This is a genomic window from Pedobacter sp. PLR (genome assembly GCF_026239675.1).
In the GTDB taxonomy this organism is placed as follows: Bacteria; Bacteroidota; Bacteroidia; order Sphingobacteriales; family Sphingobacteriaceae; genus Pedobacter.
The window spans coordinates 424312-439340 of sequence record NZ_JAPIVQ010000001.1 but is presented as its reverse complement, the minus strand read 5'-3'; the positions used below and the strand labels follow the sequence as shown (position 1 = coordinate 439340).

10 protein-coding genes are annotated in these 15029 nt (G+C 41.2%); 9 read left to right on the top strand and 1 reads right to left on the bottom strand.

The window, feature by feature from the left end:
• Window positions 1-12: 12 nt before the first annotated feature.
• The 8 genes from OQX61_RS01840 to OQX61_RS01805 all read left to right on the top strand — a co-directional run bounded on the left by OQX61_RS01840 (window position 13) and on the right by OQX61_RS01805 (window position 11279).
• Window positions 13-1656, top strand: a complete 1644-nt coding sequence (locus tag OQX61_RS01840; protein WP_265839935.1) for a hypothetical protein — start codon at window positions 13-15, stop codon at window positions 1654-1656.
• A 6-nt stretch (window positions 1657-1662) separates the two neighbouring features.
• The gene (locus OQX61_RS01835; protein WP_265839934.1) at window positions 1663-5562 is read left to right on the top strand and encodes a hypothetical protein; all 3900 of its coding nucleotides are present in this window, start codon (window positions 1663-1665) and stop codon (window positions 5560-5562) included.
• A gap of 5 nt (window positions 5563-5567) precedes the next feature.
• Window positions 5568-6839: a hypothetical protein gene (locus OQX61_RS01830; protein ID WP_265839933.1), complete on the top strand. Its 1272-nt coding sequence runs from the start codon at window positions 5568-5570 to the stop codon at window positions 6837-6839.
• Window positions 6840-6900: 61 nt separating this feature from the next.
• Window positions 6901-7467: a TerD family protein gene (locus OQX61_RS01825; protein ID WP_265839932.1), complete on the top strand. Its 567-nt coding sequence runs from the start codon at window positions 6901-6903 to the stop codon at window positions 7465-7467.
• Window positions 7468-7480: 13 nt separating this feature from the next.
• Window positions 7481-8134 (top strand): TerD family protein, encoded by a 654-nt coding sequence (locus OQX61_RS01820; protein ID WP_265839931.1) that lies wholly within the window; start codon window positions 7481-7483, stop codon window positions 8132-8134.
• A 12-nt stretch (window positions 8135-8146) separates the two neighbouring features.
• Window positions 8147-8845 (top strand): OmpA family protein, encoded by a 699-nt coding sequence (locus tag OQX61_RS01815; RefSeq protein WP_265839930.1) that lies wholly within the window; start codon window positions 8147-8149, stop codon window positions 8843-8845.
• Window positions 8846-9313: 468 nt separating this feature from the next.
• The gene (locus OQX61_RS01810; RefSeq protein ID WP_265839929.1) at window positions 9314-10480 is read left to right on the top strand and encodes a mandelate racemase/muconate lactonizing enzyme family protein; all 1167 of its coding nucleotides are present in this window, start codon (window positions 9314-9316) and stop codon (window positions 10478-10480) included.
• A gap of 10 nt (window positions 10481-10490) precedes the next feature.
• Complete coding sequence (locus OQX61_RS01805; RefSeq protein WP_265839928.1) at window positions 10491-11279, top strand: SDR family oxidoreductase; 789 nt, start codon at window positions 10491-10493, stop codon at window positions 11277-11279.
• A gap of 4 nt (window positions 11280-11283) precedes the next feature.
• Here the strand turns inward: OQX61_RS01805 and OQX61_RS01800 are convergent, their stop codons facing one another.
• Entirely contained in the window at window positions 11284-12150 is an 867-nt protein-coding gene (locus tag OQX61_RS01800; protein WP_265839927.1) for an AraC family transcriptional regulator, read from the bottom strand.
• A gap of 139 nt (window positions 12151-12289) precedes the next feature.
• Here OQX61_RS01800 and OQX61_RS01795 point away from each other — a divergent pair, with 139 nt between their 5' ends.
• Complete coding sequence (locus OQX61_RS01795) at window positions 12290-15025, top strand: DUF1553 domain-containing protein (protein WP_265839926.1); 2736 nt, start codon at window positions 12290-12292, stop codon at window positions 15023-15025.
• Window positions 15026-15029: the final 4 nt, after the last annotated feature.

Genomic DNA, 15029 nt, shown 5'->3' with positions numbered 1-15029 from the left:
AACTATTTATAAATGGATAAATTATTTGTCATCGCCATAGGTGGTACGGGAATGCGTTGTTTGGAATCTTTCACCCATTTATGTGGGATTGGAATGTTTGACAACCAGGAAATAGAGGTATTAACCTTAGATACGGATCAGAATAACGGCAATAAGGGTAGGGTAGAAGAGCTGATTAACTTATACAATAGGGTTAAAACCTCTGGTTCAATTGAAGGTGGAACGCCGAACGCAAATACGTTCTTCTCTGCGAAGCTGAATTTACATCGGTTCTGGACCAATTATTCAAGTCCGGGGAGAGAGAATTATAAAAATATCAGCAAAATCTCAACGGGGACGCCGGAACAGCAGAAGGCTAATAAGCTGATTTCCGATTTGTTTCTTGATAAAAGCTCTGTCCAGGAGTTTGCATTGGAACATGGTTACAGGGCACAAACGCATTTAGGTTCTATGCTGATTTATCATGGTATAGTAGAAGCTGCAAGGAACATCGTCAAAGGCGCTGCAGTAGAAACTCAGGAACGGGAATTAGATACTTTTATGGGCAAGCTTGAAAAAGCAGGTGCTTCCGCGAGGGTTTTTATTTTTGGATCTGTATTTGGTGGCACTGGCGCATCTTCAATTCCTGTGGTTCCTAAGGCCCTTCAGGACTTTGTTAAGATTCGTTCAGGTGGCAATTCAAGTATCGACTTCTCTAAAGCAAAGTTTGGTTCCACCTTACTTACGGAGTATTTTACCTTTAATAAACCGGATGATAAGCAAAAGGCAAGCAAGGCGAATAGCGTCATTGCAGACTCTTCATTTTTCCCATTAAATAGCCAGGCAGCCTTACAATTCTACCAGAGTGACCCTACCGTTCAGAAGTGTTATAAATTTTTATACCACATAGGCTGGCCGGTAGAAAGTAAAAAAATAGATGGAAATAATACTTCCAATCAGACCATAACTGGTGGAGCTGAACAAAAGAATCCTTGTCATGTAACCGAGTTGCTGTGTGCTTGCGCTGCTTATGATTTTTTCAGTAGATCCGATGGATTTGATAGTTCAAAGGCCGATTATCTCTATAAAGCGGTTGAATTTAAAGACAATTCTTTCAACTTTTCATTTGATGATTTCGTTGGGAATGCGAATAAAGCAGGAGAAATATTTGTCAACAGATTGGGCGCTTTCTTTTCTTTAGCACACATCTCTTTGACTAAGAATGGTGGTGCTTTTGATGATTCAGGAATCAAAGGGTTTATCACCCGGTGTGAAAATCAGAAACTGAATCAGTACAGTACCATTACCGACGCAGAATGCAAAGATATTAATGAATATTTCAAGTTATTTGCCTATAATTTTAAGGGCACACAGTTAATTCCAGGCTGGCTTTATCAGGTTAGGAATTCGGTAGCACCGGGTAAATTCCTGTTCGATAGCAAAGCCTTTCATGATAATCCGACAGAGTTAAGGAAACTAGATATAGGCACCATCTTTCTTGATGAAAAGCACCATTGGTCAAAAGGTGGGATTTTTGGCGACAGGTACAACACTTTCGTTGAAAAACTAATCAACACGAATCCGAAAGACGAGCAAAAAGTAAACACGACAAAGGAGAAATTTCTTGCTCATATTTTCAATGCATTAACTGTTTCACAAAACTTCGATTTAAAATAAAGGGATATGTCAGATAAAAGAATAAAGGCACTGGCGATAAAAGTTCATGCGAATAGTGAACCAAATGGACTTGAATTTGCCTGGGAAACCATTCCTCAATTGGAAGCTTTTACAAAGAATATTTTAATCCCTGAAATTGCGGTTGATAAAGACGGTAATTCATCCGTTAATATTGGAACGATTGTTTCGGGGATACCATCGGTATTTGCCAGAGCAAACCTGTTTAAAAGCGCGCTTGATAATATTCAGGACAAAGATGCGGCAGCTGATGGAATGATGCTGTTTTATAAATCACTGATTCGCGAATGGAAGGGGTTTATCAGTTGTATTGCATTAAACTATAAAGATATAGAGGTAAATAGAGTTTATCTATCTTATTCAGATGGACTACAGCTCCACAATACCGCAAACATCTACGAACCAATAGGTGCATTTGGAAACATGCTGTTTGAGCGGCAACCATTATGGTGTGATCAGTCTCTGGCAAATAATGCCGACAAAATACCATTTATTGACGTGATTTCGTTTAAAGGGAACGTTGTTGGCGGTACTTCACCAGATAGTTTTTTATTTACCTCAGCAGCGTATCAGCTTAAAGATAAACTACCTTTTGTAAACGTGCAGAATGGAAAGTTTATAGACCCATTACAATCAGAGTTAAATCCTCAGGAACTGTTTTCACTATATGGATATGCGAAACATATTCTGAATAGTATTGAAAAATTCAGGTCCAATTATTCAGATCTGGAAGAGTTTATCAGACCGGAATACGGTAATATGTCTGCTGCGATACAGGTGTGGATGGACGAAATGGTAGTTTATCAACAGAAGAAAGGCTATCCAAAACTAGATCAGCAAACTCCACCGGAAGTTGGTGCACTTTTCAATTACCCTTTTGGATTGCTATTTAACTACTCTACAGAGTTGTTTGGCTCCGAAGGAATCATCTATAATGAGGGTGGAAAAGAAAGGATAGTTTTTGACCCTAAAGATTTGCTGTTGCCAGATACAACAGAAATTGCTCAGATAGATTTTGGTAAAGAAGGTTTAGAAACCAGAGACTATTTGAAATCCAAACCGATATTGTTGTTAGCTGCAGAAACTAAAGGGCAGCCAAACAACTACGCTTATTTCGCTTTGCCATTGACGCCGTTGGCATTAAATGTTTTTGGCGCCACATTGGATGCATTAGTAGGTATATCGGAGGGTTCAAATGTGAAATCCAGGATTACTGCCATTTACGATCCCAATGATAAAGGGGGCGAACGCTTAACCGTAAACCTTAAACTATATACAGAAAGCGGCAATGAGATTGTAAAGGAGGTCATTTATAAAGTAATAGCGACATCCATTATCGGTAAGGACATTTTAATGTGGCCTAATTTCATATCTAAACAATGGAACCGATATTTTCTTTACTCAGAAATTCCGCATAATGATGCTAATTTTCAAGCCACACCATTTATCGGCAATGTAGCCGATGATTTTTTCAGGATCGTGTTGGATGAGCATGGAATTCCACTGTATTTAGCCAGAAACGGTAAGGCTGCGGTCATCCCTGAGAAATATGGGAATATTAAAGCACAATTGCATATTGCCTCAAATAATGCAGTGGCTGATAACAAGTATAAGTATGAGATCTATGAAAGTAATCAACCTTTCAAAGGGCTGAAATTTGCTCATGCAGGTATTGATTGTGGTTTTGGCATTATCCGCTATGATGGATCTGGTAATACACAGTCTTTGCCGGCCAATATGCTGAATTCTCCAAAATCATTATCTCCTGCTTATTTAGGGGTCGATTTTGGGAGTACAAATTCTTCTATCGCTTACTATTCTGTATATGAGAGTAAAGTCTGCGACAGTTTAAAATTGACTAATAAAAGAGTTTCTCTGTTGTCGACTGATGCTAAAAACAATGATGTTCGTCCGGCAGTTGAAGATGAGATTTTCTTCTTCCAAAATGATGAGATTCTCAGCAATGCTATAAAATCAGTTTTAACGATCCATGATTCCAGAAGGGTTGTAAATGAGGATAATATTCTGAACGATTCCTTAATGGCACAAGCGGTTAAAGGTGGTTTTCCATGCTTCGAGAAAAATTTGCCAATTGAAACCGCAGCAGACAACAGATATGTTCTAAGTTACAATAGAATAGGCAGGGCAGAATTGGTATACAACATGAAGTGGTCTGCACAGCCAATTGATAAAAGTTATAAAACAGCTTATTTAAGTTCTTTACTCCTGCATGTTTATGCGCAACTGTTTGTTGAAGGGCATGAACCACATACTTTGAAATGGTCCTATCCATCATCAATGGGTAAAGAACTATTGAGTGAATATAGGGGGATTTGGGATTCTCTTAAAGAGATCTCCCCGATTCAGGGCAATGTGAAATTAAAGATTTATCCTCCTTCAGATCTCTCCAATATTGGCGATACGACAGGAGATAGTGCCTGGAGCACAGCAGGAGCTGATACTAGTTGGGGTACTCCGGCGACCGAATCCGTTGCAGCAACATCAGGCTGGGGCGGAACTCAAACGAGTGGATGGGGAACTGAAAATGTAGCGGTAGTAGCTGGCTGGGGCAATGAGGCGTCAAAAGCCACTGCCAAAGTTGTAAATATTGCTACAGAAACTGCTCCGGTCAAATTTGACTTTAGAACACTGAGTGATGAGGAATCTCTTTCCGAAGCCTGTGCTGTAGCGAATTATTTAGTAAGGCCGGATGGCGGGTATTCTATTAATCCAGGTGAACTGGTGCTGTGCTTTGACATTGGTGGAAGTACCACTGATATTACAGCATTGTGCCAGATGGAAGGTGGAAAGGCAATGATCAAGCAAAACTCAATTCGTTTTGCCGCAGAAAGAGTTGCACAAGCCACTAAATTTTCACCAAACTTCAAAAACGTCTTGTTAAAGATGTGTCAGCGGAAGAACATCACCATTCAAGGATTAAATACGGGGGTAAATAAGTTTACAGAAAACACGGCTCCTTATTATTTTGAACAGGTTGTGGACCGGTTGGAAGCCTCAGATTTCGAAACTTTTTACCTGTTAATTGCCGCAGAATGCAAAGAGATGATGAGTGTTAACCTTTATGTAACGGGTTTAATCATGTTCTATGCAGGGCAACTGGCTTTTAAATTAAGAAATGAAATCTTAAAGTCTGAAGATGCGCCGGCAGTTGTCAAAGCTATTCCACCTAAAATTAAAATCGCCTTTGCAGGAAAAGGATCAAGGCTGTTTGATTGGTTTGCCGCTGTGAGCCCTAAAGCCGCAGACGATTATTATACGGAAATGTTTGTACGTGGAATGGGAGGAGAGGCGGTTGCAAAGCAAACGATCACACCAATTTCTCTCCATCCATTAAGAATAATTGATATCAATTCCCAACGTGGTGCAAATAATGCGGACGTTAAATATGAAGTGTCAAAAGGTTTGGCTATTCCGACTACGATTACCAAAATCCTTGTACCGACTAATAAGCAAGCTATTGAATTAATAGGAGAAGATAACTTCTGTGTTGTTGCACCTGGTGGGGAGCTCAAGTACCTGGATTCCACCAATTCCATTACTCCCGAAATGTTGGAACATATTGGAAATCATTTCCTGTGTCTACCTCCCGAAGGGAAACCACATTGTCCAAGGTTTATGGATTTTGCTGATCTATTCTATAAAGTTTCTTCTAACATGTTTGGCCTTAAAATGAATGCTGCTGATTTTATGGCAGGTTTTCAGGATATGAATATCGAGAACTCTATTAAAGGGGAACCAGATTTCATCAAGGCACAAAACCGAAAACACAATGACCAGAAGGAGTTCGACTATGTAGCGCCAATCATCATTTTAGAAGGGATGAAATTCTTTGAAAAACATCTGCTTAAAGGAATTCAAAAACAATAAGCGAAATGAAATTCTGTGTGTTAGCAAAAATATCCAGGCGCTCGGTTTCTTTTTGGTATCAATTAGAGGACCATACTTATGCGCCCTTGTGTATAAAGGAATCCAATGAAATTCCTTTATACTTTTATGTAAATGGCAACGATTTTATTTTTGGAAATGCGGCAAGAGACCTGTTTAACAGAAATGATCCCAATGCTTATGGGAACTATTTTGAAATTATAAAAGATCCAGGTAAACATTTCAGTATTTACGGGAATAAGAAGCCGGTTAAGCAGCTTTTTTATTATGGAATAGAGCAATGTTTATCTCATTTTCTGAATACTGTTTTATATAAGGGGGACTCTATAGAGTCTTACAGGCCTCATTTTCCATTGCGTTTTTTATTTGAAGCTGATATAGAAGATCATGAGAAATCATTGATAGAGCTTTTGTTTCAAGAGGCTGGGTACTTTAATTTAGACAGGGTTCATTTTAACCAGATGTTATTTGGCGTATTGGCTCAAAAAGGAGTGCTGCCTAAAGAGAAACCCATTTTGTTGTTAAAAGGGATTGATGATGTATTGTATCTGAGGCTTTATAAAAATATAAATGCGGAGGCGATCGGTGCTGTTAAGCTGGAAGGACAGGGAGCAGATCCAAGGCTGAAGATTTTGGCGGATATGATTGTAGAATATATTATGCTCCAAAATTCATATTTAGCCATCGATAAGGATACGGAAGTCGCCTTCCTGATCCCTTTTTGTGTAAGTCTGCTGGAAAATACATCTCTGATTATTAAAGGTGATGCTGAACTTTCTGATGGAAATAGCTACTGGTTTAAGGTAAATGAGCGAAACCTGAACGACAGGCTGCAGTATTATTCCAATGATGGGATGATTTATACGGTGATCGATGATCTTTTGAAATCGGCGGCTTTACCGGTAGAAGATGTGGTTATCCTATTGGGTACAGAAGAGATTAGTACCTCTTACTTTTCAACCAAACTGCAAAAGAAATATCCTTATGTAAAGGAGGTGAATGCGGCTGATGTCAGGGATGCGATGAAATCTGCTTTTACCATGAAGCCTGCTGTTGTTATGAAACATGCTGTTGCAGTAAAACCTGTTGCTCCGCCTGTATTGGCAAGACCAGCAATTCCGGCACCAGCACTTCCAACACGAAAGGTCCCACCTCCATTGCCACCTAAAAGGCAGGAGCATGTCTCATCAAGCCCAATAAAAACACCAGGGTTACCGGAGGTAAAACGTCCACCACTTCCCCCTAAGAAAGTCACTTAAAAGTTTTCTTAAGATTCTCCTGAGAAAGGTTCTTAGGATTTAAATCATTAATAACTATACCATGGCAATACAATTAGAAAAGAGAAAACCGATTTCAATTATTCAGGAACAACCAGGGCTAAACCATATTATAGCGGGTTTGGGCTGGGATCCTTCCACTGTGAACGGACATCCCGTAGATCTCGACCTGTCCTTATTCATGTTAGGCGAAAATGGTAAACTGGCGGCAGATGAATACTTTGTTTTTTATAATAATGCAACCAGTCCGGACGGCTCTGTTATTTATCCCGGAGATAGCAGAGGTGGGGAAGGTGATGGCGATGATGAGGTGATTCATATTGAATTGGCTAAGGTAGATTCAAAAATTGAGTTCCTGTATTTTGCCGTAACTATTGATCAGGGGGAAGAAAGAGGACATCATTTCGGTCATGTACAGAATTCCTATATCAATATCAGAAGTGCTGTTGATCATTCTATTTTATGCCAGTACCAGCTGAAGGACAATTTTACCAATGAAGATTCCATAGTGATTGCCGCGATTTCCAGAAATGGTGGGGATTGGAGCGTGGAAGCCCTTGGACAAGCATTTTCGGGAGGTCTAAATACATTAGTTGAATTATATCAATAATAAAAATATAAGTATGAGCAGTTTTAATTTAAGCAAGGGAGATCGTTTTTCCCTTTCCAAGGCAGCGCCTGGATTAACCATTGTAAAAATTGGAATGGGATGGGATCCGAATGATGAGCCGGGAGGACCGGAATTTGACCTTGATGTATCTGCCTTCTCCATCGGCAATGATTTTAAAATTCCTTCGGATTCCTATTTTACTTTTTACGGTCAGATCCGCATGGGTAATAAAGTGGAAGACAAAATAGAAAAAGGCTTATTTAGACCCTTAACTGAGGATGGCGCGATTACAGGAGCCATTGATGATCCGGATGGATCCAGAAGTGACGGGGATGATGATGAAGATATGTTTATTGATTTAACAAAGGTTAGTCCTAAGGTGGAACAAATCATTATTTGTTGTACGATCTGTAAATATCCTCATGACAATAACAAAGATCGTAGAACATTAGACCTGAATTTTGGTCAGGTAAACGACTGCTATATCCGTATAGTTGATGAAAGATCCGGTGAGGAGATTATCCGCTATGATTTGAAAGATCAATATACCAATGAGGATGCGGTTGAGTTTGGACGCCTGTTCCGCGTAGGCGATACCTGGGAGTTTGAGGCCATGGGTAGAGCGCATACCGGAAGTTTACAAACATTAGTAGATATGTACACCTAATTATTAGAAATTATGGCATTTGATTTAAATAAAAATGGTGGTTCTGTAAAAGATTCATCCGATAAAAATCCAGCATCAGCTAAATTTGATCTGACAAAAGAGAAGTCTATAGTATCAACAGATGACGCATCAAAATCGAAGAAATGGTTCATTGGATTGCTTGGGCTTTTGTTAGTTGGAGCAGGAATCTGGTATTATACTGCTGATGGAGCAATAGAGAAATCTGAAAAGATAGCTGTAACTGAAGTGAATTCAACGGATACGACTCCTGTAACACCTGCCAGGGTGCCGGCTGTTGAAGCAAGTGCAGTTGTTGAAAATAGCCCTCAAGCTGCGGTACCAGGGAGTTCAGTTGTTGAACATCAGGTAGCAGAAAAATTAAACAATAAAACGGCAGCGACATTCAGGCAGGGCTCTGCTTCATTTAATAAGTTGGATCAGGCATTGATCAAAACGCTCCTGAATTATCTGGCCGAAAATCCAGGTGCTTCAATCCAGGTAAATGGGTATGCCAGTAGTGATGGTTCGCTGGAAATCAACCAGCGGGTATCACAGGCAAGAGCAGATGCATTTAAAAACTACCTGATGTCGAACAATATTGCTGAAAGTAAGGTCCTGGCACAAGGGAAGGGAATTGAAAATCCCATCGCCTCGAATAGTACCAATGCCGGCAGAAAAAAGAACAGAAGGGTTGAAATTACGCTTCCATAAATTATTTAAAAAGATACCCCTTTGGCAAAGAGAAGAAGTAAGAAAACAAGTACTAGACAAAAAGGGTTTATTCCCGTTTTAATCTCATTAGGAATACTATTTACCGCAATACTTTTTATTATAAAAGTACTCACGGGTAGCGTAGGCTGGTTCGAAGTCTTTGCTCCACTGATGGTTGCATTTTTTATTGTTTTTCTATTGACCACCTTAAAATCAGTACTTCGAAAAGTTTAATTAACCCCCAATTAATTAAGAACAGAGCGGCCGTATTACAATCCCCGATACGGTCCGCTCTTGTTATAATCAATCACCATTCCTGTGTTTGTTTTATAAATCCATGTCAATTTTCAGTACCCTTAAAAATATAAAACAGATAGTATTTTGGGCGGCTATGGGAAATTTTCATTAATCTTACGGCCATTATAGTTAATAAACCTAAAACTGTTAATAATCTAAAAGGCTGTTGAAATGAAAATCACTGAGGTAAAAGTTTGGCTGGTAGAAGGAGTTAAATACAACTGGACACTTTTAAAAATATATACCGATACCGGGCATACCGGAGTAGGGGAAGCGACCAACTGGCCGGGGAGCCCGATTGTTTACAATGCTGTTAAGCATGTCGGCGAACGGATTATCGGGCTGGATCCAATGAGAACTGATTTTATCTGGACAAAGCTATACCGCGACCTCAACTGGATGGGGCCTTTTGGCGCCAGCATGTGTGCCATTAGCGGGATCGACATGGCCTTGCTTGATCTAAAAGGAAAAGTATTGAAAACGCCTTGCTATGAATTGCTGGGTGGAGCCTTTCGCAAAGATATTCTACTATACGCAAATTACTGGTTTACCGGTGGCGGACATAACATTGAAGACTATGTAGCGCAAGCGCTAAAAGTAAAGGAAGCCGGGTTTACCGGCTTAAAATTCGACCCATTTGCGCATACCAACTACCTGTACGGGGAAGATCTTTCCAGTAACCTTCAACTGACAACCCAACAACAAGACCTGGCTTTTGAATTAAGTAAAGCTGTTCGGGAGGCTGTTGGGCCTGATTTCGACATCATGATCGAAACGCATGCCATGCTCAATTACCGCGTTGCAGTGAAAATGGCGCAGCGTTTATCCGAACTGGATATTACCTGGTACGAAGAACCAGCAGGTCCGGAAAGTGCGGATACCCTAAAAGCCATGCGCGATAGAATCCCTTCTAACGTATCCATCTGTGTAGGCGAACGTCACTATACGCGTCATGGAATCCGTCCATTATTGGAAAAGAACGTATGCGACTTCATCATGCCTGACATTACCCGTTGCGGAGGTCCTTCTGAAATGAAACGTATGGCAACCATGATGGAGGCCTATAATGTATTGCTCGCCCCACATAACCCTAACGGACCATTGTCTACACTAGCTTCTGCGCATGTATGTGCCTCAGTACCTAATTTCTTTCGCCAGGAGTTTATGTTTAACGATGTACCCTGGAGGGATACCGTGATTACCCATCCGATTAAAGAAATGATTAAAGACGGTCACCTACATTTATCGGATCGTCCCGGACTTGGTGTAGATCTGGTAGAAGAAGAAATGGAAAAGCACCCGGGAATAGTTGTACCCAGACCAGGATTTTACGTTTAATAATATAGCGATGTTTGAAATCAATCTTCAGGGGAAAGTAGCCCTGCTTAGCGGCGTAACTTCAGGGATCGGCTTTGGAGTAGCAAAGATGCTGGCAAAAGCCGGGTGTGCCATTGCAGGTTGTGCAATGGACCAAAAAGATAGTGCAGCGGCAAAGCATTTTGTAAATGCCGTTGAAGCGGAAGGTGCCGGGGTATGGTACCAACAGGCAGACGTGACTCAACCTGCGGAAATGGAAGTTTTTGTAAAGGAGGTGCTGGAACAGTTTAACGGAGGCATAGATATCCTGGTTTCAAATGCCGGAAAAAACTTCTTTGAAGGCGCTCTGGATTGTGAGGAATCACAATGGCAGCAAAACATGGACTTGAACCTGTCCGCTCATTGGCGACTGGCGAAACTGTGTAAACCCTATCTGGAGCAGCGTAAAGGACTCATCATCATCATGACCTCCAATCATGCCTCAGCAACAATACCGGGTTGCTTCCCTTATAATGTGAGTAAAACTGCTTTAACTGGCCTGGTCAGGAGCCTTGCCATAGAGTGGGGACCCGAAATAAGAACCATAGGAATTGCCCCCGGATTTATTGATACACCGGGAAATCAGGATTGGTTTGATTCCTTTCCGGAGCCTGAAAAGGAAAAACAGCGGACAATTAATTTACACCCGGTAAAGCGTTTGGGGAGCCCCGAAGAGATCGGTGGCTGGTGTGTTTTCCTCGCCAGTGAATACGCTGCTTTTGCTTCCGGTACCACCTATCTGATAGATGGAGGACGAAGCGCGCTCATGCAGGATAGCTGATTTATTAAATTGTTAGGTTCCGCTTGAATTCTGAAGGACTGACTTTCGTGTACTGCTTAAAATTTCTGTTAAAATTGGTCAGGTTATTAAAGCCGGACTGAAAGCAGATTTCTGTCATGCTGAGCTGGTCATTGAATAACAATTTGCAGGCGTGACCAATCCTTACCTCATTTACAAAATTGGTAAATGTTTTTTGCGTACGCCCCTTAAAATACTTGCAAAAGGCAGAGGGCGTCATGTTTGCCAGCGTGGCGACAGTCTCCAGGGGAATATCCGCTGTGAAATTATCCATGATATAAGTGTAAATCTTACTGATCCGCTGAACATCCTTCTGGTTGTGGGGATTGGTGTAACCGATACTGGAAAGACATTTATACTCCTTTGTTTCTGAAATCAAATTGATGATACTCAATAAGTGAATGATTCTCCTCAAGCCATTACTGGCCAGTAATTCATTTAAGAGCTGGACGACCTGTTTTTGTGTATCGCCAAATACATGGATTCCTCGTCCAATATCCTGCAATAACTCCTGGAGCTGCGGTATTTCTTTGGAATTTATGAAATCCTCATTTAACCAATCCATTCTGAAGTAAGTCACAATAGCAGCCACCCGTTGTTCATTGTCCGGTTCATAATAGGATTTGTCATTGTACATGACGTGTGGGAGGTTAGGCCCGATCAGGACCAGATCCCCTTCCTCAAAATTCTCAATACTGTCGCCAACAATCCTTCTTCCTTTGCTTTTGGTGATCAAAACCATTTCATATTCCTTATGGAAATGCACCGGGTTACTCAGGTTTTTAACATTGATTTCTTTAACAAAAATCGTATGTCGTTGTACGGTGTTGGTTTCAAGCAGAAGTGGTTGCATTTGTTAAATTTGCAAATTTTTCGTGAAAATTCAATATTTTAGACAATATAGTGTCAGTTTTAGACAAAAAAAGTTTTGTTAGCGCTGATAATTGGTGGTAATTTTAAATAACACAAATAAACCAAACCAATCATAAACCATGAAGTTCTTTAGTAATAAGAAGCTGTGGGTGCTATGCATTCTTTCTGTATTAGTCATTTCGGCGGCACTGCTGATACCCTATGAAAAAACGGTTGACTTCAATACCGAGGTAAAGCCAATCATTAACAAGAAATGTATCTCCTGTCACGGAGGTGTGAAAAAGCAAGGCGGATTTAGCTTCCTGTTCGAGGCAGAAGCCCTGGCAGCAACCAAAAGCGGAAAGCCAGCCATCATCCCCGGAAATCCTGAGGATAGTGAAATGATCAAACGCTTAACTTCCAAAGATCCGGAGCTCAGGATGCCCTATAAACATACGGCACTTAGCGAGGAGGAAATTGATATTTTCACCAGATGGGTAAAACAAGGTGCCAAATGGGGCGACCATTGGGCTTATCTACCGGTCAAAGAAGTGGAAATTCCTGATGTGGATGAGGACTGGGGAAGAAACAACATCGATAAATTCATTCTGGCAAAGCTGGAAGAGGAGAAACTAAAGCCTTCAGCAGAAGCGGATAAGCCGACTTTGTTAAGGAGAGTAAGCCTTGATCTCATCGGGATGGTTCCTTCAGAATCCTTAATTCAGCAATACTTTAAGACTAAGGATACCGATAAAGCATACGAAGTTCTGGTAGATTCTTTACTGGCTTCCCCTCGTTTTGGAGAGAAGTGGGCATCGATGTGGCTGGATGTAGCCCGTTATGCGGATACAAAAGGATACGAATCTGATGGCAATAGAAACATCTGGCAATACCGGGATTGGGTGATCCGTGCCTTTAATAAGGATAAACCTTACAATGAGTTTATCACAGAACAGATTGCCGGTGATTTCTTTGTAAACCCAACCGACGATCAGTATATCGCCACTGCTTTCAATAGAAACACGATGAGCAATGATGAAGGTGGAACCAATAATGAGGAATTCAGGGTATCCGCAGTAATGGATCGGGTAAATACCACCTGGGAAGGCTTGTTGAGCACCACTTTTGCTTGTGTACAATGCCATAGTCATCCTTATGACCCTTTTAAAGACGATGAATATTATAAATTCATGGCCTATTTTAACAATTCCAGGGATGAAGATCTGGCTTCTGAGTATCCGTTATTGAGACAATACAATGATTCGCTGAATAACAAATTAACCTCCTTAACCACCTGGTTGAAACAAAACGTATCAGACAGTAAATCAAAAGAGCTACATAAATTACTGAAAACCGGGCAGCCGAGTATTAACTCTACCACCACCGATAAGCTGGTGAATGCAGTAATCGGAAACAATAACATTGCACTTTTCTTTAGAAACAATGCGGTGGCGAGAATTGAGAAGGTAGACCTGGATCAGGTGGATCAACTCATCTACCGCTACAACACCGGGAAAACCGGGGGGAAAATGCAACTGCGTTTAGATCAGCATAACGGGCCTGTATTTGCAGAATGGGATGTTCCGGCAACCAAGGGTTATCAAAACCTTCCGGTAGATTTTAAAACGCAAAAGGGAGTTCATGATGTTTACCTGAGCTATTATAACCCTGCAGCAACCAACAAAGACGAGGTGGTAGTCACTTTCGACTGGTTTCATTTCGGCCAGCAATTTCCAGGGAAGAACAAACCTGGCTATGCGGAAAATAAACAGACTTTCTGGGCACTGCTAAATGCCAATGTAAAAACGATACCGGTAATGGTAGAAAATCCGGACAACAGGTTGCGTAAAACATATGTTTTTGAGCGTGGCGCATGGACTTCGCATGGTAAAGAAGTGCAGCCGGGAGTGCCAAAAACATTGTCGTATGCGATGCCGGCAAATGCACCAAAAAACAGAATGGGGCTGGCGATGTGGTTAACTGATGTCAAAAACCCACTACTTTCCAGAACTATGGCCAACAGATTATGGGAACAGTTATTTGGAACCGGAATTGTGGAAACACTGGAAGATATGGGTACACAAGGGATGAATCCGAGCCATAAAGAGCTGCTCGATCACTTGTCATGGGACCTGATGCACGACTATAAATGGAGCGTAAAAAGGATGATCAAAGAGATGGTGATGAGCGCTACCTACAGACAGGATTCCCGATTGAGCGACGAAATAAAAGAGAAAGATCCGTTCAATAAATTGTATGCACGTGGACCAAGAATGCGACTGTCGGCAGAGCAATTACGTGATCAGCACCTTTCCATCAGCGGAATGCTAAGCACTAAAATGTATGGGGTAGGTGTTACGCCATGGCAGCCGGAAGGTATTTGGAGCTCTCCTTATAACGGCGATAAATGGAACAATGCAACCGGAGAAGATCAATACAGAAGGGCAATATATACCTATTGGAAAAGAACCTCTCCCTATCCTTCCATGATTGCGTTTGATGGTGCAATGCGTGTGGCCTGTGCACCGCGTAGGATCCGTACAAATACGCCTTTGCAGGCATTGGTGACGCTTAATGATGGGGTGTATATTGATCTGGCCAAACATTTCGCCACGCGGATGCAAAAAGAAGGAGGAAAGGAAGTCCTCAAACAAATTGCGGCTGGGTATCAGAATATGTTGTACAAACCTATTCCTGCACAGAAACTGAAGATATTTAATGATTTATACCGTAAGGCTTTAGCGGATTACAAAGTGAATCCGGCTAAGGTGAAAGAGCTAATGGGTGCCACTGAAAATAAAAGTCCGGAGAATGCCGCACTGGTAATCGTCGCAAATGCAATGTTAAACCTTGACGAGGTAGTCACAAAAAACTAAAAGA